18 protein-coding genes and 1 pseudogene are annotated in these 19,005 nt (G+C 39.7%); 13 read left to right on the top strand and 6 right to left on the bottom strand.

Annotated features, from left to right (window positions below):
- Positions 1–11 precede the first annotated feature (11 nt).
- Positions 12–1,196 (bottom strand): AAA family ATPase, encoded by a 1,185-nt coding sequence (locus C4S38_RS14230; protein ID WP_103984243.1) that lies wholly within the window; start codon positions 1,194–1,196, stop codon positions 12–14.
- A 116-nt stretch (positions 1,197–1,312) separates the two neighbouring features.
- On the opposite strand from C4S38_RS14230, the gene queC reads away from it, so the two are divergent.
- The 3 genes from queC to C4S38_RS14245 all read left to right on the top strand — a co-directional run bounded on the left by queC (position 1,313) and on the right by C4S38_RS14245 (position 3,316).
- Positions 1,313–1,975 (top strand): 7-cyano-7-deazaguanine synthase QueC, encoded by a 663-nt coding sequence (gene queC / locus C4S38_RS14235; RefSeq protein ID WP_099464150.1) that lies wholly within the window; start codon positions 1,313–1,315, stop codon positions 1,973–1,975.
- A gap of 1 nt (position 1,976) precedes the next feature.
- A complete protein-coding gene (queF, locus tag C4S38_RS14240; protein WP_103984244.1) occupies positions 1,977–2,444 on the top strand; it encodes a preQ(1) synthase in 468 nt (155 codons plus the stop codon).
- Positions 2,445–2,533: 89 nt separating this feature from the next.
- Entirely contained in the window at positions 2,534–3,316 is a 783-nt protein-coding gene (locus C4S38_RS14245; RefSeq protein WP_103984245.1) for a 3-keto-disaccharide hydrolase, read from the top strand.
- 161 nt (positions 3,317–3,477) lie between these two features.
- Here C4S38_RS14245 and C4S38_RS14250 read toward each other — a convergent pair whose 3' ends face one another.
- Positions 3,478–5,232: a DNA polymerase III subunit gamma/tau gene (locus C4S38_RS14250; RefSeq protein ID WP_103984246.1), complete on the bottom strand. Its 1,755-nt coding sequence runs from the start codon at positions 5,230–5,232 to the stop codon at positions 3,478–3,480.
- A gap of 71 nt (positions 5,233–5,303) precedes the next feature.
- Here C4S38_RS14250 and C4S38_RS14255 point away from each other — a divergent pair, with 71 nt between their 5' ends.
- Together C4S38_RS14255 and C4S38_RS14260 are read left to right on the top strand one after the other, a co-directional pair.
- A complete protein-coding gene (locus tag C4S38_RS14255) occupies positions 5,304–5,609 on the top strand; it encodes an FtsB family cell division protein (protein ID WP_103984247.1) in 306 nt (101 codons plus the stop codon).
- Complete coding sequence (locus C4S38_RS14260; protein ID WP_103984248.1) at positions 5,609–5,941, top strand: hypothetical protein; 333 nt, start codon at positions 5,609–5,611, stop codon at positions 5,939–5,941. The genes C4S38_RS14255 and C4S38_RS14260 overlap by 1 nt, the downstream gene beginning before the upstream one ends.
- 134 nt (positions 5,942–6,075) lie before the next feature.
- Here the strand turns inward: C4S38_RS14260 and C4S38_RS14265 are convergent, their stop codons facing one another.
- Together C4S38_RS14265 and C4S38_RS14270 are read right to left on the bottom strand one after the other, a co-directional pair.
- Positions 6,076–7,254 (bottom strand): MFS transporter, encoded by a 1,179-nt coding sequence (locus C4S38_RS14265; RefSeq protein WP_103984249.1) that lies wholly within the window; start codon positions 7,252–7,254, stop codon positions 6,076–6,078.
- A gap of 108 nt (positions 7,255–7,362) precedes the next feature.
- Positions 7,363–9,243, bottom strand: coding sequence for an ABC-F family ATP-binding cassette domain-containing protein (locus C4S38_RS14270; protein ID WP_103984250.1), 1,881 nt, complete (start codon positions 9,241–9,243; stop codon positions 7,363–7,365).
- Between the two features lie 129 nt (positions 9,244–9,372).
- Between C4S38_RS14270 and nhaD the strand changes: the two genes are divergently transcribed.
- The 6 genes and pseudogenes from nhaD (at position 9,373) to C4S38_RS14300 (ending at position 14,181) form a co-directional block, all read left to right on the top strand.
- Complete coding sequence (nhaD, locus tag C4S38_RS14275; protein ID WP_103984251.1) at positions 9,373–10,803, top strand: sodium:proton antiporter NhaD; 1,431 nt, start codon at positions 9,373–9,375, stop codon at positions 10,801–10,803.
- A gap of 11 nt (positions 10,804–10,814) precedes the next feature.
- Positions 10,815–11,660, top strand: a complete 846-nt coding sequence (locus C4S38_RS14280) for an ATPase (RefSeq protein WP_103984252.1) — start codon at positions 10,815–10,817, stop codon at positions 11,658–11,660.
- A 6-nt stretch (positions 11,661–11,666) separates the two neighbouring features.
- Positions 11,667–12,497: an N-acetylmuramic acid 6-phosphate etherase gene (gene murQ / locus C4S38_RS14285; RefSeq protein WP_103984253.1), complete on the top strand. Its 831-nt coding sequence runs from the start codon at positions 11,667–11,669 to the stop codon at positions 12,495–12,497.
- Between the two features lies 1 nt (position 12,498).
- Positions 12,499–12,897 (top strand): annotated as a pseudogene (locus tag C4S38_RS14290) (MgtC/SapB family protein); the annotation flags it as partial.
- Positions 12,898–12,962: 65 nt separating this feature from the next.
- Positions 12,963–13,607, top strand: a complete 645-nt coding sequence (locus C4S38_RS14295) for a hypothetical protein (protein ID WP_103984254.1) — start codon at positions 12,963–12,965, stop codon at positions 13,605–13,607.
- Positions 13,591–14,181, top strand: a complete 591-nt coding sequence (locus C4S38_RS14300; protein ID WP_103984255.1) for a uracil-DNA glycosylase family protein — start codon at positions 13,591–13,593, stop codon at positions 14,179–14,181. The genes C4S38_RS14295 and C4S38_RS14300 overlap by 17 nt, the downstream gene beginning before the upstream one ends.
- A gap of 62 nt (positions 14,182–14,243) precedes the next feature.
- On the opposite strand, the gene C4S38_RS14305 is transcribed toward C4S38_RS14300, so the two are convergent.
- Together C4S38_RS14305 and C4S38_RS14310 are read right to left on the bottom strand one after the other, a co-directional pair.
- Positions 14,244–15,746 carry a glutamine synthetase family protein gene (locus C4S38_RS14305; RefSeq protein ID WP_103984256.1) on the bottom strand — a complete coding sequence of 501 codons (1,503 nt, stop codon included), beginning with the start codon at positions 15,744–15,746 and terminating at the stop codon, positions 14,244–14,246.
- A 49-nt stretch (positions 15,747–15,795) separates the two neighbouring features.
- Entirely contained in the window at positions 15,796–16,755 is a 960-nt protein-coding gene (locus C4S38_RS14310; protein WP_103984261.1) for a glycerophosphodiester phosphodiesterase family protein, read from the bottom strand.
- A gap of 414 nt (positions 16,756–17,169) precedes the next feature.
- Here C4S38_RS14310 and C4S38_RS14315 point away from each other — a divergent pair, with 414 nt between their 5' ends.
- Together C4S38_RS14315 and C4S38_RS14320 are read left to right on the top strand one after the other, a co-directional pair.
- Positions 17,170–18,348, top strand: a complete 1,179-nt coding sequence (locus C4S38_RS14315) for a 6-bladed beta-propeller (protein WP_103984257.1) — start codon at positions 17,170–17,172, stop codon at positions 18,346–18,348.
- A gap of 283 nt (positions 18,349–18,631) precedes the next feature.
- A partial coding sequence (locus tag C4S38_RS14320) for a hypothetical protein (RefSeq protein WP_146059493.1) occupies positions 18,632–19,005 on the top strand: 374 nt, incomplete at its 3' end.

Below are 19,005 nucleotides of genomic sequence, written 5' to 3' on the forward strand. Positions count from 1 at the left end.
TTATTTTTTAATTAATACAAAAAACCTAATACCCAAACAGGCATACGATTCGTGATACATTTAGGCAAACCATATACTGCAGCAAAACTATTTTCTTTATTTTTTATAGGTTCATAATCACGTAGCGGATCACCAACCATAAAAGTATATTTGTTATTTATAAGGAAATCATCATTCTCTATCATTTCCAAAGTGGCGACATTTGATAATTGGTCTACAAAAAATGTCTCCCCCATATTACGGCGATTATCTTTATTTCCGTAAAGGGCAGCCAGCAGATTCGTATTTCCCATATAAATTTTCTGATTCAAAGGTGTTATCCTTGCCATATATTTAGGCATATAAATAAAACCGCAATCATTCAGATACCCCATATAATCGTCTATTTGCGGACGAAGTAAACCAACATCCTTCAACATTTCTGCAGGGCGTATACGTGCCGGCACTTTCTCGACAACAGACATTAGTAAACGTTTAACTTTGGCTACACCCGCCGGATAAAGTGTTCTAAGAACTGGCAAGTCTACATCTAAGGTTTCACGAACCGTATCAGCTAACCGGTAATAAAAAGCATCAGGATCCTGCCAGTAAAAAGGATAGCAACCGTGTTCAAGATAATTACGAAAAACGGGGACAACGTTAAACTGAGCATTAATCTTCTTCACGAACTCAGCATAATTCTTTAATAAATCGTCTAATGGAACAGGAGGTATATCCAATATACTTTCGTATGAAAGAAATTCCCGGAACGACATCGTATGCATTTGATAACATGCAACACCTCGTTTTAATTCTTTCTTAACAACAGGCACAGACTGTAGGATTGAAGCTGTTACAATTATATGGACAGAAGGATTTTCATCAAATAAAATGCTTACTTCTTTTATCCATTCCGAATAACAATGAACATTATCCAAAAACAAATGTGTACCACCTGCCTTACAAAAATCCTTAACCGTATCCAACAGGGTGTTACGCTGAAACCACAGATTATCCAAGCTCAGATACAGGGCAGTGTCCGAGTTATCAAAAGTAGATTTTATATGTTGTAATAACAATGTAGTCTTACCAACACCTTGTTGGCCAAATATGGCAATCAAACGATTGTTCCAATCAATCTGTTTATGCAGATAACGAAGGAAAGTGCAATTCACCCCCTTTATTAACTCATGATGGTTCAAATGGAGCATGTTCATACGCAGACCTTTTTTTGCAAAGATAGCAATTGTTGAAAATAATCATGTAAATTTGCAGTGCAAGAAACGTCTTCTTGCCGTGTGCTTGCCTAACCACGTATTAAAAACAAGAAAAAATGAAACAACAAGAAGCCGCCTTAGTATGCTTCTCCGGTGGACAAGATTCCACGACCTGCCTTTTCTGGGCAAAGAAGCACTTTCCAAGAGTAGAAGCCGTATGTTTTACCTACGGACAAAAACATTCTTTAGAAATTGAAGTTGCCCGTAAAATTGCATCCGAAGCAAGTATACCATTCCATTTACTGGATGTATCATTGATCAGCCAATTAGCACCAAACTCACTAACCGACACGTCCATTCCAATGGATCAGGATAAACCGTCAGACAGTTATCCCAATACATTTGTGCCGGGAAGAAACATGGTATTCCTCACATTCGCTGCAATTATGGCAAGAAGTAAAGGAATATTTAACCTCGTAACCGGAGTTTCCGAAGCAGACTTCAGTGGATATCCGGATTGTAGAGATACATTTATCAGATCACTTAATGTTACATTAAACCTGGCAATGGATGAGCAGTTTGTTATTCATACACCTTTAATGAAGCGGGACAAAAGTGACGTATGGGAGCTATCGGATAAACTTGGCGTATTTAATCTGGTCCGTACACAAACACTCACTTGCTATAATGGCATTTTGGCAGACGGGTGTGGACATTGTCCGGCTTGCAAATTACGTAAAGAAGGTTTGAATAAATACTTACAAAGAAAAAAGCAATAATATGGATACAAGACAAAATGAAAACGAATTGCATTTATTGGGCAGTTCAACACAATACAAACAAGATTATGCCCCCGAAGTCCTGGAAGCATTTACAAACAAACATCAGGATAACGACTACTGGGTGCAATTCAATTGCCCTGAATTTACAAGTTTATGTCCCATCACCGGTCAGCCGGACTTTGCTACTATTCATATAGATTATATTCCGGACATAAAAATGGTAGAAAGCAAAAGCCTTAAACTCTACCTGTTCAGTTTTCGTAATCATGGGGCATTCCATGAAGATTGTGTAAATATCATCATGAAAGATCTGATACGGTTAATGGATCCGAAATACATAGAAATTACCGGTATCTTTACTCCTCGTGGCGGCATAAGTATCTATCCATACTGTAACTACGGACGTCCGGGAACAAAGTATGAAGAATTAGCAGAAAAACGTCTCTTTAACCATAGAATCCAGTAAATTCTGTTTGGATAAAGTTTCATTCTACTAAAAAAACTGTAAGTTTGTGAGACAATTATTATCTGTAAACCTAAGTAATATTCTAGACCATGAATAAAAAAAACATGACTGTCAAAGCCGTACTTTTCACTTTAGCATGTACGGCTACTATTGGAGCGAACGCACAGAAGCAGTATCCTCAACCGGAAAAGATGACTCCCGGAATGTCCGAATACTGGACACCGCAGCCCAAAATTGTTACACCAGGCGACATCTGCACTAATTCTGCGCCGTCTGATGCTATCATATTATTTGACGGCAAAGACCTCTCTGCATGGGAAGATTCAAAAGGAGGCCCCGCACAATGGACTGTACATAACGGAACATTTACAGTAAACAAACCCGCCGGCGATATACTGACCAAGCAAAAATTTGAGAACTTTCAGTTACATATCGAATGGTGTATTCCGGAAAATATTACCGGAAACAGTCAAGCTCGTGGCAATAGCGGAATCTTCCTACAAGACATGTACGAAATACAAGTACTGGATTGTTACAACAATGAAACTTATGTAAACGGCCAGACAGGTAGTGTCTATAAACAAACGCCTCCACTAGCCAATGCTATGCGTAAACCGGGAGAATGGAATGTATACGACATCATTTACACTGCCCCTGTTTTTAAGGAAGATGGTACATATCGTATCCCTCCTCACGTAACAGTTATACAAAACGGTATTGTCCTTCAGAATAACACAACAATATTAGGAACAACCGAATATATCGGATTCCCCAAGGTGATTAAACATGGAGCAGGCCCTATCAGGTTGCAAAGCCATGGCGATCCAAGCGAACCCATCAGTTTCCGCAACATTTGGCTAAGAGAATTATAATATAAACAAGAAAGGGCTTTTAAAAGCCCTTTCTTGTTTATATTTCCCTACTTTTGAATAAGCAGGTTTTCACTAATAGCGACGCAACCTGGATAGCAGTCACAGGTATATTCCTACATCCATTCCAGACAGTCAAATAAAACCGGAGAGAGTTGTTTACTTTAATCCAATCTCAGATCAAATTCTTCTTTCAACTTCGATAAAGCCGGATTTATACTTAACAGATGTTCAAACTTTTCTACTGATGTATATGCCAGATGCTTTTCATTTGTTTCAATAATCCGGACACGCATCTGGATACGTGAATTCTTTAATTGTAAACGAAGAAATGACAAAATATCGATAGCTCCGTTTATCAACTCCTCCCGTTGTCCCGGATTATGCACTGCCACCTCAAAATAATAGTTTTCCTGTAATACAGGTTTACAGTTTATCATTGTGTTCTTAAGATAAACTTTCTTATCTATTGTATCGGCAAAAGCATCCCAATTACGAATCAATTCCTCTTCAGAAAACGGATTTGCCAGCTCTTTTGAAGTATTAGATATTTGTTGGTCTATCTGTTCTTTTGGTTTCTCCACTCCTATTTCTTTTAATGAGATTCCCACAGGAGGGCGCATAATAGATTTATTGCGGGGTGTCGCCGGAGGTGGAGTTTGAGAAGGAGCCGAAATAGTAGGAGGCATTTTTGTTGTCACGACCTGTTGTTGTATAGGAGCAACAGACGGAGTAACTACAGAAGCCTGTACCTGTTGGGCTACCGGTGTTGTATTTGAAGGTATCGGTTCAATCAGTCCTTTTTTTTTACTGTCTTCCTGCGCCGGATTACTTAACTGGCATAACTGGATCAATGTCAATTCAAGCAGCAGACGCTTATTCCGGCTGGCACGATAATTCAAATCACACGTATTAGCCAGTTCGATTGCTTTAAACAATAATGCATCCGGGCACCGTTTTGCCATTTCTTTATACCGCTCCCTGATAGAAGCGCCTACTTCGAATAAGACCAGAGTAGATTCATCTTTGCACACCAACAGATCACGGAAATGCCCGGCCAGGCCTGTAATAATATTTTGTCCGTCAAAACCTTTATTCAGTATTTCATTAAGCAACAACATAGAAGCCCTTACATTACCGGAAAGAAAGGCATCCGTCAAACGGAAATAATATTCATAATCCAGCACATTCAGGTTATCAATTACAGCCTGATAAGTAATATTTCCATTTGTAAAACTAACCACCTGGTCAAATATAGACAATGCATCGCGCATTCCTCCATCTGCTTTTTGCGCAATCACATTCAAAGCTTCCGGCTCCGCATTCACTCCTTCAGATGAAGCTACATATTCTAAATGTTCCACCATGTCGCGAATGGATATACGCGAAAAATCATATATCTGGCAACGCGACAATATGGTAGGGAGTACCTTATGCTTTTCTGTCGTAGCCAATATAAACAGTGCATGGTGGGGAGGTTCTTCCAATGTCTTCAGAAAAGCATTGAAAGCTGCCGAACTCAACATATGCACCTCATCAATAATAAAGACTTTATATTTTCCTATCGGAGGCGGAATACGTACCTGGTCTATCAAAGCACGAATATCGTCTACCGAGTTGTTGGATGCAGCATCCAGCTCATGGATATTATAAGAACGTTGTTCAAGAAATGCCTTGCATGATTCACATTCGTTGCAGGCTTCACCTTCCGGTGTCGGATTCAGGCAATTTATGGTTTTTGCAAAAATACGGGCACATGAAGTCTTCCCTACCCCGCGGGGGCCGCAAAATAAATAAGCATGCGCAAGTTTGTTACTTTGTATTGCATTTCTTAATGTAGTGGTAAGAGATTTCTGCCCGACTACACTCCGGAATGTAGAAGGACGATATTTTCTTGCCGATACAATATAGTTATCCATCGTCTGCTTTTTTATTGATAAGACAAAGATAAACAAAATAATTCATTTACCTTTGCAAAAACTATGATTCCATGTCACGCATAAAAGAGTTTTATAATAAATATCTATCGTGGATAAACATCTATTGGTTGGTTACCATTGTATTTCTGGCGCTTACTTTCACAACCGGCGACAGCAGCCTTTACCAGCGTTATACATACGATGAAAAAATCCGTAGTTTGGAGAAGGAAATAAAACACTATCAGCAAGAGATTGAAACAAACACAAAAAAACTGAATGATCTTCATACGGATAAAGAAGGTTTGGAACGGTTTGCCCGCGAAGAATATTACATGAAGAAATCAAATGAAGATGTTTATATTATAAAAGATAAATAATGGATCAACAAGTAAGAACTATTCTTTTTAATATAGCCGGTCTTCTTATACTGATTGGCGCTGTATCGCACTTCTTCCACTGGATAGCAGCACCTTATCTTTTTGCTCTTGGCGCAGCCGGTTATGCAGTCAGCTATCTGACTATCCAGACAAAAGAAATGGACTTCAGGAATCGTCGTTTACACCGCTTCAATATCATTGCTGGACTACTAATGATTTTCGCTTCGGGATTAATGTTCAAAGGAGGTAATGAATGGGTTATTTGCCTGACTATTGCAGCTATTCTACAAATGTACACGGCTTTTGTTGCTTCTAAACAGGAGAAAAAGTAAACAGGAATAATTCCAGATACCATCCGTTTTCCCATTTCATTTTATCGGTGTCGGAAAAAAGTTTCATCCCGATGAAAATAAAGTTTCACCATAGGAAAAAAAAAGTTTTATCAGGGGAAAAAAAACAAAGTACCTTACAATTTATTCCTCTCATAGGAATCCCGTACCCAACAAAGGTAGACCAATAAAGAGGCCACACAACATCCTGCCCCACTAAGATAAGCAACCGACAAATTGGTATACGAAGCAATAAAACCGGCTGAAAGCATCCCTATACCCACTCCTAAATCCAAAGAAGTAAGAAATGTAGAAGTAGCCGTTCCCCGCATGTGATGAGGTGCCACATTAACAAAAAGGCATTGGAAAGCCGGTACGCTAATACCAAACCCCATACCGATAGTTAATGCTAAACTAAAAAAGAGAATCTCATTATGAACCAAGGCAAATAACATAAACGATATGACTAAACTAACCAATGAGCAAACAGAGACCGTGTGAATCTTTCCATGATCCACCAAACGCCCCGAAACAAGGCGTGAAGTACCAACCCCGACAGCCATAAAGATAAAGAAGTACCCGGGATCGGATATTCCTGTTTCTTTTCCATATAAGACCACAAAGGAAAGAATCATCCCGTAAGGAATAGCGACAAACATGTACGAAAAAGCTGCCGGCAAAGCTTTTAACAAGATAAACCGGTCTAAAGAAAAAGAAGGACGGGACACCCTTTCACGTTTCGGATAACGAATCAGACTGACTGAAAATACACCAATAAAAGCAATCATTAACCCCGCTACAACCAAAGAATCAAACCCTTTCCATCCATACAAAGGAAGAGCAGCCAATGGAGCAAGCGACATACCCAGGTTTACAGCCAATCCGTAAAATCCCATTCCTTCTCCCCTACGCTGCGAAGGGATAACATCTATTGCAATTGTATTACCCGATACAGAAGTCAACCCCATAAATCCTCCTTGCAGGAAACGGACAGCTATAATACCAGCCATCGTAACTGCTACCAGATATCCGGCAAACAAGCCTGCAAAAACAATAAAACTAAAAAGATAAAGTGGTTTCCGCGAAAAACAATCCACCAGATAACCTGAAAAAGGGCGGACGCACATTAAGCCAATGGTATAGCTAGCCATCACCAAGCCAACTTCCGATGCTTCAATTCCCAGTTCATCCACCAGATAAACCGGCAACGTGGGCACCAACATATAAAATGCAAAGTTCATCAAAAAATAAGAGAGGCAGCATTGTACGAAATTCCTGTTCCACAAAGCAGGATTCTGTTTATCCTTTGTATCCATCACCAACTAATTATCAAACAGGGAGCAAATGTAAGAAAACAAAAGGCCAACTCAAATGAATAAAAGGGTTCTTTATTCGCAATCAACAGGAAGTAAGCTTTCTCTATATTATGCAAATTCGCTTAGTTCCAACCAACGCATTGTCTTTTCATCAATTTCATCTATTACTTTGGCAATGCGATCCGCTTTTGCCATCAGTTCGTCATTTGATAATGAGCCACTACTCATAGCCAATTCTAGTTCTGCCTTTTCCGTTTCAAGGGCAGGTATCTCAACTTCAAGCGCTTCGTATTCTTTGCGTTCTTTAAATGTAAGCTTTTTCTTCGGTGCGTCAGATGAGCGGTTATGTTTTTCCTGAACAGGACTTAACTTGGCCTGACGAGCTGCTGCTGCTTCCTTCTCCTGCAGATCAATCGCTTCTTTCCATTCCCGGTATTGTGTATAATTACCAGGGAAATCTTTTATATCAGCATTACCACGGAATACTAACAGATGGCCTACCACTTTATCCATAAAATATCGGTCGTGTGAAACAACAATCACACAACCTTTGAAATTGGAAAGATATTCTTCCAATACATTCAAAGTAATAATATCGAGGTCGTTGGTTGGCTCATCCAGCACAAGAAAGTTCGGATTCCGCATCAGTATCGTACAAAGATATAAACGGCGTTTCTCGCCTCCACTCAACTTATAAACGTAGCTATGCTGTTTTTCGGGAGCAAAAAGGAAATAATTCAGGAACTGGGAAACTCCCATTTTACGGCCGTCACCCAAGTCAACATATTCAGCAATATCCTGTACTACGTCAATTACTTTCATTTGTTCGTCAAACTGCAAACCATCCTGACTATAATAACCGAAACGCACAGTTTCGCCAATATCGAAACGGCCACTATCCGGTTCAACTTCACCCATCAGCATTTTAATAAAAGTAGACTTCCCGGTTCCGTTATTCCCTACAATACCCATCTTTTCATATCTGGCAAAAACGTAATTGAAATCTTCCGTAATTTTCAGATCACCAAAACTTTTACTTACATGTTCTGCCTCAAATATTTTCGAGCCAATATACGAAGCTTTCACATCCAGATTAACATTACCGGCTTCATGCTGCTGTTTTGCTTTCTTTTCCAGTTCATAAAAAGCATCAATACGATATTTGGCTTTCGTTCCGCGCGCTTGCGGTTGACGGCGCATCCAGTCTAATTCTTTACGAAGCAAGTTGCTTGCACGGTCTACTTCGGCATTCAATGCCTCCATCCGCTCCTGGCGTTTTTCCAGATAATAGCTATAGTTCCCCTTATATTGGTAGATTTGTTTTCTGTCTATCTCGATAATTTCACTACATACACGGTCCAGAAAATAACGGTCGTGAGTCACCATCAATATACTGATATTGGCACGGCTCAGATATCCTTCCAGCCATTCGGTCATCTCCAGGTCAAGGTGGTTGGTAGGTTCATCCAAAATAATCAATTCAGGATCGGTAATCAGTACGTTGGCAAGTGCCACACGTTTCAACTGGCCTCCGGAAAGCTCACTTATCTTCTGGTCAAAATTGTAAATCTTGAGTTGCCCTAAAATCTGCTTAGCCTTCTGCTCATAATCCCACGCCTTCATGTTATCCATCCGGAGAAGGATATCTTCCAGATTAGAATGGTCATCACTAGCCATAGCCTGTTCATATTCGGCTATCAGGCGAACGGTTTCATTTGAAGAATAGAAACAAGCCTGCAAAACAGTCAGTTCGGAAGGATAAGCAGGAGATTGCTCCAGATACCCAACTCTCAAATCATTACGAAAAACAACGGAGCCGCTATCATAATCCTCTTTCCCGGCAATAATATTCAACAAGGTTGTTTTTCCGGATCCATTCTTCGCAATAAGACCAATCTTCTGGCCTTGTGCAATACCAAATGTTATATCTTCAAACAAAACCAAGTCTCCAAAACTCTTAGTCAGCCCGTTTATATTTAATTGTGACATCTAATCTACCTTTTTCTTTTGGGACAAAAGTAATAAAAACAGAACCATTTACATACACAGAGTGTTAATTGATTTAGAAATTTCATACTTTTGCATCGTTAAAAAATACACGTTTAATACATATACATTATGTTAACATACATGATCATCGTCTTCCTGGTCGGATATGTGTTGATTGCCCTGGAGCATCCGCTAAAGATTAACAAAGCAGGAACGGCTTTACTTGTCGGAACCATTTTATGGGTATTATATACATACGGGGCACCTTCTTTCATACCCAATGCATCTGTCGAAGAATTCAAACAATTTTTACAAAATAACCCATCTTATTCATTATTCTCTTTTAAAGAACAATGCATTCATTTTGTCGTAGAGCATCAGGTTCTGGATAGCATCGGAGAAATAGCCGAAACACTTATCTTCCTGATTGGTGCAATGATTACGGTTGAACTCATTGACGTACACGGTGGATTTATGTTTATCACCAACCGTATTATCACAACAAAGAAACGCAAGCTTTTATTCATGGTGGCGATTATTACATTTTTCATGTCTGCCGTTTTGGATAACCTGACTACTTCCATCGTTATGATTATGCTGATACGCAAATTAATCGGGGATTATAAAGACAGATGGGTATTCGGGAGTATTATCATTATCGCTGCCAACAGCGGAGGAGCTTGGTCTCCGATCGGAGATGTAACAACAATCATGTTATGGGTAAGAGGAAATATTTCCACTGCTTCCACTATTCCGCATCTGATTTTGCCTAGTATAGTATCTGCTCTGGTTCCGGTCTTGTTAGTTATGAAATACCTTCACGGAAATGTAACACCCCCGAATGTTTTCGATAACAACCCGAATGAAGAGGTACTAAAGTTCTTAAAAACAAAAGAAAAACTATCCATTCTTATATTAGGCGTATTTTGCCTGCTTTTTGTCCCGATATTCAAGACATTGACACATCTGCCTCCTTTCATGGGCATCCTTATGGGAGTAGGGATTTTATGGTTCTATACCGAAATAATGTACAGGAATAACCGGATCGAAGAAGACTTAAAGCTGCGTCTTTCCAAAGTTGTCCACCGTATAGACGGCTCAACATTACTATTCTTCCTCGGTATTTTATTAGCTGTAGACGCATTACGCTGTAGCGGAGCACTTACCGGCTTTGCCCTCTGGCTGGACAAAACTGTTGGTAATGTGTATGCTGTCAATTTAATTATCGGTACATTATCGGCTGTTATCGACAATGTTCCTTTGGTTGCCGGAGCAATGGGTATGTATCCCATAGCGAATGAAACAATGATTGCAGCAGCTGCCGATCCCGTATATATGTCTCATTTCGTGCAAGACGGCGTGTTCTGGCAATTCCTGGCATACTGTGCCGGTGTAGGAGGAAGTATGTTGATTATAGGTTCGGCTGCAGGAGTTGTCGTTATGGGATTGGAACGTATCAACTTTTTATGGTATCTGAAACGTATTTCATTTATAGCCTTGCTTGGCTATCTGGCCGGAGCTGCCGTATATATCATCCAGAGAATCGTTTTTAATTTTTAAATATCACATTTATGATTCTAATAGCCGATAGTGGTTCCACAAAAACAGAATGGTGCATTGCGGACAATATAAAAGGGATTTCCGTCCAAACAGTTTTAACAGCAGGAACAAATCCATACTTCCAATCTCCTGAAGAAATTGCAGGAGAAATAAAAGATACACTTTGCCCGGCTATTGCAAACTACAAAATAGATGCCATTTATTTCTACGGGGCAGGATGTGCTTTTCCTGAGAAAAACAAGATCATAGCAGATGTTTTACTTCGTCACATACCTGCACCTATAGAAGTTTACAGCGATTTGATGGCTGCAGCTCGTTCTCTATGCAAAACCCAGCCGGGAATAGCCTGTATTTTAGGTACAGGTTCTAATTCTTGCCTGTTTGACGGAGAAGAAATAGTAGAACATGTTTCCCCGTTAGGTTTTATTCTGGGAGACGAAGGCAGTGGAGCTGTTTTAGGGAAAACTCTTATAGGCGATTGCCTGAAACATCAATTACCGGAATATTTAGTCGACAAGTTCATGAAACAATATGATCTGACTCCGGCCATAATTTTAGACAGGGTATATAAACAGCCTTTCCCAAATCGTTTCCTGGCAACACTTTCCCGGTTTCTGCTCGAAAATATAACCGAACAACCCATTTACAACATCGTATATTCCGGTTTCCGCAATTTCTTTATCCGCAATGTAATGCAATATGACGGATTCGACAAATATCCTATACATTTCACAGGATCTATTGCATTCTATTACAAAGAAATTCTGAAAGAAGCCGCATTATCATTAAATTTGCAGACAGGAAATATAGAAAAGGCTCCAATGCCCGGACTGATTTCTTATCACTCACATACATAAACTAACATGGCATTCCAAAAAATCACAGAATCCGATTCTTTATATAATGATCTGGATAAAATGTCTCTCCGGGAAATACTGGAAGACATTAACAAGGAAGATCAAAAAGTAGCAATTGCAGTAAATAAAGAAATTCCGCAAATAGAGAAACTGGTCGCGGCTATTGTGGAACGAATGAAAAAAGGCGGACGGATTTTCTATTTGGGAGCAGGCACCAGCGGCCGGCTCGGAGTATTGGATGCATCCGAAATTCCACCCACTTACGGAATGCCAAACACTTTAGTTATCGGACTAATTGCCGGAGGAGACACAGCACTACGCAACCCTGTCGAGGCAGCAGAAGACGATTTGGAAAAAGGCTGGAAAGAATTGGAAGCCTATCATATCAACCAAAATGATACTGTAATAGGTATAGCAGCTTCGGGTACAACACCCTATGTTATCGGGGCTCTGCGCAACGCACGGGCACGCGGCATCCTGACAGCTTCGGTCTCATGTAATCCGGATTCGCCTATGGCCAATGAAGCAGACATTGCTATCGAGCCGATAGTCGGGCCTGAATTTGTCACCGGAAGTACACGGATGAAAAGCGGAACAGCACAAAAAATGGTACTTAACATGATTACCACCTCCACCATGATAAAATTGGGAAGGGTAAAAGGAAACCGAATGGTAAACATGCAACTCACCAACCAAAAGTTGGTAGACCGCGGAACCCGCATGATCATGGAAGAACTAAGCCTGGATTATGAACAGGCGAAACACCTTCTTCTTTTACATGGTTCAGTAAAAGAGGCTATAGATTCTTTTCACAGAGAATGGCGCTTAAACCAATAATAAACAATTTGTACGTAGCCTGACTACAGCTGCCGGCATATAGGCTACAGCCGGTATCGGGTTAGCCATAGGTTCCGGTATGTACGCAATAGGCGTAGCCGCAACTATTCTTACACTAATCGGGCTGGAATTATTAAGTTACATTTTTAAAAGCATCGGACTACGCAGTTCGCTGATTGTCTTTTCTACAAACCAAAAAGATATTATTAAAAAGATAGCCCGCCTTTTAAATGACCGCGGACATATTATTTCATCCTATGAGATGAAGCATCTCAACCATACAGATACCGATTCTTACATTGTCACTATGGTAATAAAAGCTAAAAAGAACACAGAAGAAAGCCATTTACTTACCCTTATGGAAGAATTTCCGGAAGTTACTGTCGAGAGAATTGAATAGTTTATCGGTAGACAAGGCAAGTTTTATTACATTTGTCCCCGTAAATATCAATATAATAAACAGTGATGAATATAATCTCTAAATTATTCAGGAAGAATAGCGACGTAGCAGAAGAAACCGGCAAAGGTTCAGTTGAAGAATTTGTATCTCTTATCCGTGTATATTATCAAGCCGTAATGGCTGTCAACCTCGGTATTACCAATTTGAACATCTTGCCCGACATGGCATTGTTCAAACGTATGCTGAAGATACCGACCCAAAACAACAAACTGGGAGTTGCAGAAAAATCACGTGTCCGCAAAGTACTAATGCAAGATTACGGGCTGGAAGAGGCTTTCTTCAAAGAAATAGATGCCTCCGTAAAAAAGAATTGTAAAACCCAGAACGATATCAAAACATACTTTTTCGTATTCCAGGGTTTCAACAACGACCTCTTTACCTTGCTTGGCAATCTGATGCAATGGAAATTCCGTTTTTCCATGCTGGTAAAGAAGCTACTAAAGAATATGACACAAAAAACGATTCACGACATTCTTACCAAGTCTGAATGGAAAGACGTCAGCGTACAGAAAACAGCATGGAGCATCCGTAAATATGCAGAAACACTAGGCTATTCGGAACAATGGATTTCCAACTTTGTGTATAACGTCGTTTTATTAGCTAAAGAAGACAATAAACGGGAGCTTAAAAAGAATGGACGCGGACAATAAACCAATAGAACAACATCCGCTTGGTTTCTTTTTGCCGGCGAATACACATTTACTTATGTTAGGCAGTTTTCCTCCTCCGAAAGCAAGGTGGTCGATGAATTTCTACTATCCGAACATACAAAATGATATGTGGCGTATCCTCGGATTACTGTTCCATGCGGATAAAGACTATTTTCTGGCAACAAAAAAAACGTTCAGTGAAGAGAAAGCAAAGAATTTCTGCCTGAAAAATGGAGTCGGTATCGGCGATACGGCTATGGAAGTAATCCGTCAGAAAGACAATGCATCCGACAAGTTTCTGGAAGTGGTAAAGCCGCTCAATCCTGAAGAAATACTCAATCGTATTCCCGAATGCAAAGCCATTGTTGTGACAGGCCAGAAAGCGATGGAAACACTATTATCCGTATTGCCGGAAATGGAGGAGCCAAAAGTCGGTACATACACGGAGTTTGAATTATCCGGCCGCACGCTTCGTTTGTATCGTATGCCCTCTTCTTCACGCGCTTATCCTAAACCATTGGAAGAAAAAGCAGAAGTCTACCGGAAGATGTTTACCGAACTGGGAATGTTGTAAAAAGAAGGTGTGCCCCAAAAGCTATTACGGAACTCAGATGGCACACCGCCTTTTTATTTACCTTATCCGCAATGAAAATAAGCCTTAACCAGCTCTTTCATTCCTTCGGGATTATTCTGTAAATCCGCACGCAAAGTTGCATCATTATATGACTTCAGTTTCTTTATTATACCATCAATCATTGCCGGGCTGAATACATTGTATTTCTCAAAAATGGCACGCTGCTGTTGCAGGCGGTCGGCAGAAGCCGCACAACTATCGGGTAGCTGCTCCAATGATTCCAGCCGGGCAGCATTCTCGGCCTGGTGAATATTTACATTAACATACGTCTTCTCTGCGATCTCCAAAGCATTTTCCATTTCAAATCCATGACGGCAAGCAACAGCCAACCCTGCAAGCAATTGATATAAATCGGCCGACCCATCCGGCGAACGCATTTCCACAGTCTGCTTTTGAGTTGTATCATAATGGCTTTCCTCTTCCAAAGGGTTAGCCAACATGCACATATCCGTTTTTGCCGACCATCCCAACGGTACACGAACAAGAACGGAACGGTTCCGGTCTCCCCAACAAATATTAGTAGGGGCTTCCTGGTGGGGAACCAAACGGAAGTAAGAAGTAGGATTTGTATTGCCGAAAGCAGTAATAGACGGAGCCAATACCATCATACCGGCAATCGCTTTGCGTGCCGTTTCAGAAAGGATGCCATTTGCCAACATCCGGTTCTTCCCATCCTTCATCATACGCATGTGAATATGCAAACCCGACCCTGCTTTTCCAACAGTTATCTTCGGTGCAAAAGTGATATTGTAACTATATTCATTTGCCAGATTACGAATAACCCATTTTGCTATCATCAGTTGGTCGGCAGCATCGCTGGCACGCGTGGGAAGAAACTCTATTTCGTTTTGCTCATACACCATACCGTCCAATGTAAAGTTCCCGACTTCCGAATGTCCGTATTTAATCTGTCCGCCGGCTTGCGCAATATATTTCATGCACTCGGTACGAAACTGATTGAACTTGGCATACGGGCCCGATTCATGATAACCACGCTGGTCTGTGGCCGGGAAAAGTTCGTCATCCGGCGCAATTACATAATATTCCAGTTCTCCCATTGCCTGAAACTCCATACCCGTCACATCGGTAAAAGCCTTACAAGCTTTATGCAACGTATATTCGGGTGCACTTTCCAACGGAGCGCCGTCTTTATTAAAGAAAGAGCATAACATTGTAAGAGTAGGCGAAGCCGAGAAAGGATCAAGAAACGCCGTACGGAAACGGGGTACAACATATAAGTCGCTGCTTCCGGCCTCAATAAAAGAAAACAGACTGGAGCCATCGACACGTTCGCCACATGTCAATATCGCGTCCAGGTAAGCAAGATTGTTAATAACAAAATTCAAGGTTTTCAAACGCCCGTCACCTGCCGGATACATAAAATTCACCATGTGTATATCATTTTCCTTGATATACCGGATCATATCGGCTTTTGTAAATTCCGAAGCGGGTTTCTGCAGGAACTCCACTAATGTGTTAGAGTTCATTTCTAATTCATTGTTCATGTTTAGTCAATTGTTTTTTACAGTATTAAGATATAAGATAATATGCCTTTTATTCGGTGTCCTGTAAGCCAAAGAATTTTTCCTTGCTGCTGTCTCCCGAGATAAATGAAGAAATAGCATTCGAAACCTCGATAGGACGATCCGACTCTATAATATCCACACCTTTCCGGATTATCTGGCGATAAGCTTCCGCCCGGTCATCTTCCGTCGGCAATTTATCATCCGTAGGAGCTGCCGAAACCATACACATAACTCCACGCTCATGAAGCATATCCATCACTTCGAGATTTTCCGGCGTTACCTGCGGACCAATGTATGCCATAATATGATTCCAGGGAATCCCGTTTGCTTCATAGTCTTGCAACGCCTCCTTAGTTTTAACAAAGGCTTCAAACATAAAGTCAGGGTTTTTCTCGTAGTAAAAACGGGCATCAGCACCATTATGAACCGTTATCATGACGTAAGGTTCGGCCTCCATATCGGTTATAAGTTGTGCCGTACGTTCCATCGGAACATCTTTCTTATCCAGTATCAGCACAGTCTTACCTTTAGCCCAACGGATGGCATCTTCCAGTTTAGGTATCCTACAATCCGTCAAATTGCCATCCGGGTCTTTTAAGCGTAACTTCTGTAGCTCCTCCCAAGTATAGTCTGAAACTTTTCCGGTTCCATTGCTGGTCCTTCCCAATGTATCATCATGAAATAAAACAATCACACTGTCCTTCGTCAAACGGGGATCTATTTCAAAAGTGGCAGGGGTATAACTCAGTGTATTAGCAAAAGTTTCAAGGCTATTTTCTGGAAAACCTTTTGCCCTGCCGCCACGATGTCCGCTAATCAACGGAATACGATCTTCCGTATATTGGTAAAATGATATTAAATCATTCACACTGGCTATTTCAATTGTATTCAAGCCATTATATTCCACATCATTTTTCGGAGTATTCAGCACACAGGAAGAACACACCAGTGCAAAAGCACATATTATGACAGTAATTTCCGGTTTCATAACAAACTTGCTTTTATTCATTCGCCTTACAACAGACCAAAGATATGATTTTTATCAAATAAAAATTTCATCGGGATCATTTTTTGAAATCATCGGGATCATTTTATAAAAAGATCCCGATGATTTTCAGCAACGAAAACATGGTCATTTCATAAACATTCAAACAAGGGCAGCAATCTCTCAAAGTTTCTTTTTTAATGCCATTTTAATTAAATTTTCGTAATATGCTTATACACAAAGATTTTTTAATTATCTTTGAAAAAATCATCCAAAACTCAATATCCACTTTATTTATTAACAGAAAGGAGAAATAATTATTTTGTTGACCGTACCAGGCAAATGCTAAAAAGCAAGTAAGCCCATCATATATGTTTACGATTTAATGAAGTACCTTGAATATATAAATTACCAGAGATGAAAAAACTAAATTTAATTCCGGTAATAATCCTACTCATAATGGCAGGATGCGGAAAAGGGAATAACCAAGCGACTGATAACTTTATTACAGTAGATGTTACAGCAAATTATCCAAAAAAGGAATTAATTCTTCAGGACTTTATGGATGTGGAATACATTCCGTTGGAGACGAAAGATGATTTTATCACGACAGGATGGCTTCATGCAATTAGCAAAGAAATCATAATAGTCAGAAATAGGAGAAGATCCTCCGACGGAGATATATTTATTTTTGACAGAAATGGCAAAGCTTTAAGAAAAATCAATCATCGAGGTGAAGGCTCCAAAGAATATACATTTCTCTTAGGAGTAACTTTAGATGAAGACAATAATGAAATTTTTGTCAATGATCATTTCTCAGAAAAAATATTGGTATATGATTTGTTCGGGAATTTCAAACGAAGCTTCAACCACAAGGAAAATCGCCAATATCATATGGAAATATACAATTTCGACCGAAATCATTTAATATGTCGTGACAATGCTTTAGATAAAAACTGGCAGGAAAACCAAAATGTATTTTTGATTATATCTAAACAAGACGGAAGTATTATTAAAGAGATTGAAATTCCATATAAAGAGAAAGTGTCATCGATATTATTTCCTGCCGACAGAAGTTCTTTGATGCCAATTCGTAATCGTACACTAGTTCCCCATGGTAACAACTGTTGGATGCTTATGGAAAATTCATCAGATACGATATACGATTTTTTTTCCGACTATAGCATGGTACCTCTTATAATTCGGACTCCCTCGATACAATCTATGAAACCAAGTGTATTTTTATATCCGGCAGTTCTTACAGACCAATACTGTTTCATGCAAACCGTAAAGGCCGAATGGGATTGGGTAAATGATACCGGGCATAAACGAACTAACCTAATGTATGACAAACAGATGAATGCCATATTTGAATATGTAATGTATAATGCAGATATTGACAATAAACAGCCTATAACCGTGACTTCTGAAATCACATTTGGGAATAAGGAAATTGCATTTGTGCAAATATTAGAAGCCCCCGATCTTGTGGAAGCCTACGGGAAAGGACAACTGAAAGGCAAACTGAAAGAAATTGCAGCCGGATTGAATGAAGAGTCAAACCCGGTGGTTATGTTGGCTAAGTATAAGAAATAAACATAAATAGGGGCGATCAAAATATAATATTTTGAATGTATAAATAAAATTGAATAGAAGCCTTAACATCAAAAAAGAACTAAAGCAAATAAAAATAGCGATGTAAGCAACTTATGTAATATATCAGAGGACGACAATACTATAGTTATATCTGTTGAATGGACTGCTACTAATTGGTTTTTAATTTAATGACATTTTAATGACATTTTCTTAATAGGCTTGTTTATGGTATTTTAATCCATTAGTTTTGAGAAAATGATTGTTAACCTTAGATGTCTCATATATGCCTATAAACTACTCTTCAATATTATATATAGGAACACAGGAAGGACTGGATACTTGTTCGAGAGAAATATCCGGCTATCTGGTTAAGTTGTTATCTGCCCATTATCAACTTCATCTGTTGGGAGATTTGTTTTCTGAGCAAAGCTATGAACAGGGACAATCTTACGATCTGATTATCATTCAAAATTCGCTTAGCCTTATACGCTATAAAAAACAGCTTAAGCGATTGGGTAAATCTCCTGCATTGTTTATTGCTACAACGAACCGTTTAGATAGTTACATTGCCCCGTTTAAGAATTTGTATGGAGTACTGAGTATGAGTGATGCAGCCTTGCCGGCTTTTGGTATACCGGAAGAAATGATGCTTCATTT

The organism is Parabacteroides chinchillae (assembly GCF_900108035.1).
Taxonomy (GTDB): Bacteria; Bacteroidota; Bacteroidia; order Bacteroidales; family Tannerellaceae; genus Parabacteroides; species Parabacteroides chinchillae.

Bases quoted from the DNA above. Each gene is read 5' to 3' on its own strand.
- C4S38_RS14270 (WP_103984250.1), bottom strand. From the start codon at position 9,243: ATGTCACAATTAAATATAAACGGGCTGACTAAGAGTTTTGGAGACTTG.
- C4S38_RS14260 (WP_103984248.1), top strand. From the start codon at position 5,609: ATGGATCAACAAGTAAGAACTATTCTTTTTAATATAGCCGGTCTTCTT.
- C4S38_RS14255 (WP_103984247.1), top strand. From the start codon at position 5,304: ATGTCACGCATAAAAGAGTTTTATAATAAATATCTATCGTGGATAAAC.
- queF (WP_103984244.1), top strand. From the start codon at position 1,977: ATGGATACAAGACAAAATGAAAACGAATTGCATTTATTGGGCAGTTCA.
- C4S38_RS14295 (WP_103984254.1), top strand. From the start codon at position 12,963: ATGAATATAATCTCTAAATTATTCAGGAAGAATAGCGACGTAGCAGAA.
- queC (WP_099464150.1), top strand. From the start codon at position 1,313: ATGAAACAACAAGAAGCCGCCTTAGTATGCTTCTCCGGTGGACAAGAT.
- C4S38_RS14310 (WP_103984261.1), bottom strand. From the start codon at position 16,755: ATGAAACCGGAAATTACTGTCATAATATGTGCTTTTGCACTGGTGTGT.
- nhaD (WP_103984251.1), top strand. From the start codon at position 9,373: ATGTTAACATACATGATCATCGTCTTCCTGGTCGGATATGTGTTGATT.
- C4S38_RS14265 (WP_103984249.1), bottom strand. From the start codon at position 7,254: ATGGATACAAAGGATAAACAGAATCCTGCTTTGTGGAACAGGAATTTC.
- murQ (WP_103984253.1), top strand. From the start codon at position 11,667: ATGGCATTCCAAAAAATCACAGAATCCGATTCTTTATATAATGATCTG.
- C4S38_RS14230 (WP_103984243.1), bottom strand. From the start codon at position 1,196: ATGAACATGCTCCATTTGAACCATCATGAGTTAATAAAGGGGGTGAAT.
- C4S38_RS14305 (WP_103984256.1), bottom strand. From the start codon at position 15,746: ATGAACAATGAATTAGAAATGAACTCTAACACATTAGTGGAGTTCCTG.
- C4S38_RS14300 (WP_103984255.1), top strand. From the start codon at position 13,591: ATGGACGCGGACAATAAACCAATAGAACAACATCCGCTTGGTTTCTTT.
- C4S38_RS14280 (WP_103984252.1), top strand. From the start codon at position 10,815: ATGATTCTAATAGCCGATAGTGGTTCCACAAAAACAGAATGGTGCATT.
- C4S38_RS14250 (WP_103984246.1), bottom strand. From the start codon at position 5,232: ATGGATAACTATATTGTATCGGCAAGAAAATATCGTCCTTCTACATTC.
- C4S38_RS14315 (WP_103984257.1), top strand. From the start codon at position 17,170: ATGAAAAAACTAAATTTAATTCCGGTAATAATCCTACTCATAATGGCA.
- C4S38_RS14245 (WP_103984245.1), top strand. From the start codon at position 2,534: ATGAATAAAAAAAACATGACTGTCAAAGCCGTACTTTTCACTTTAGCA.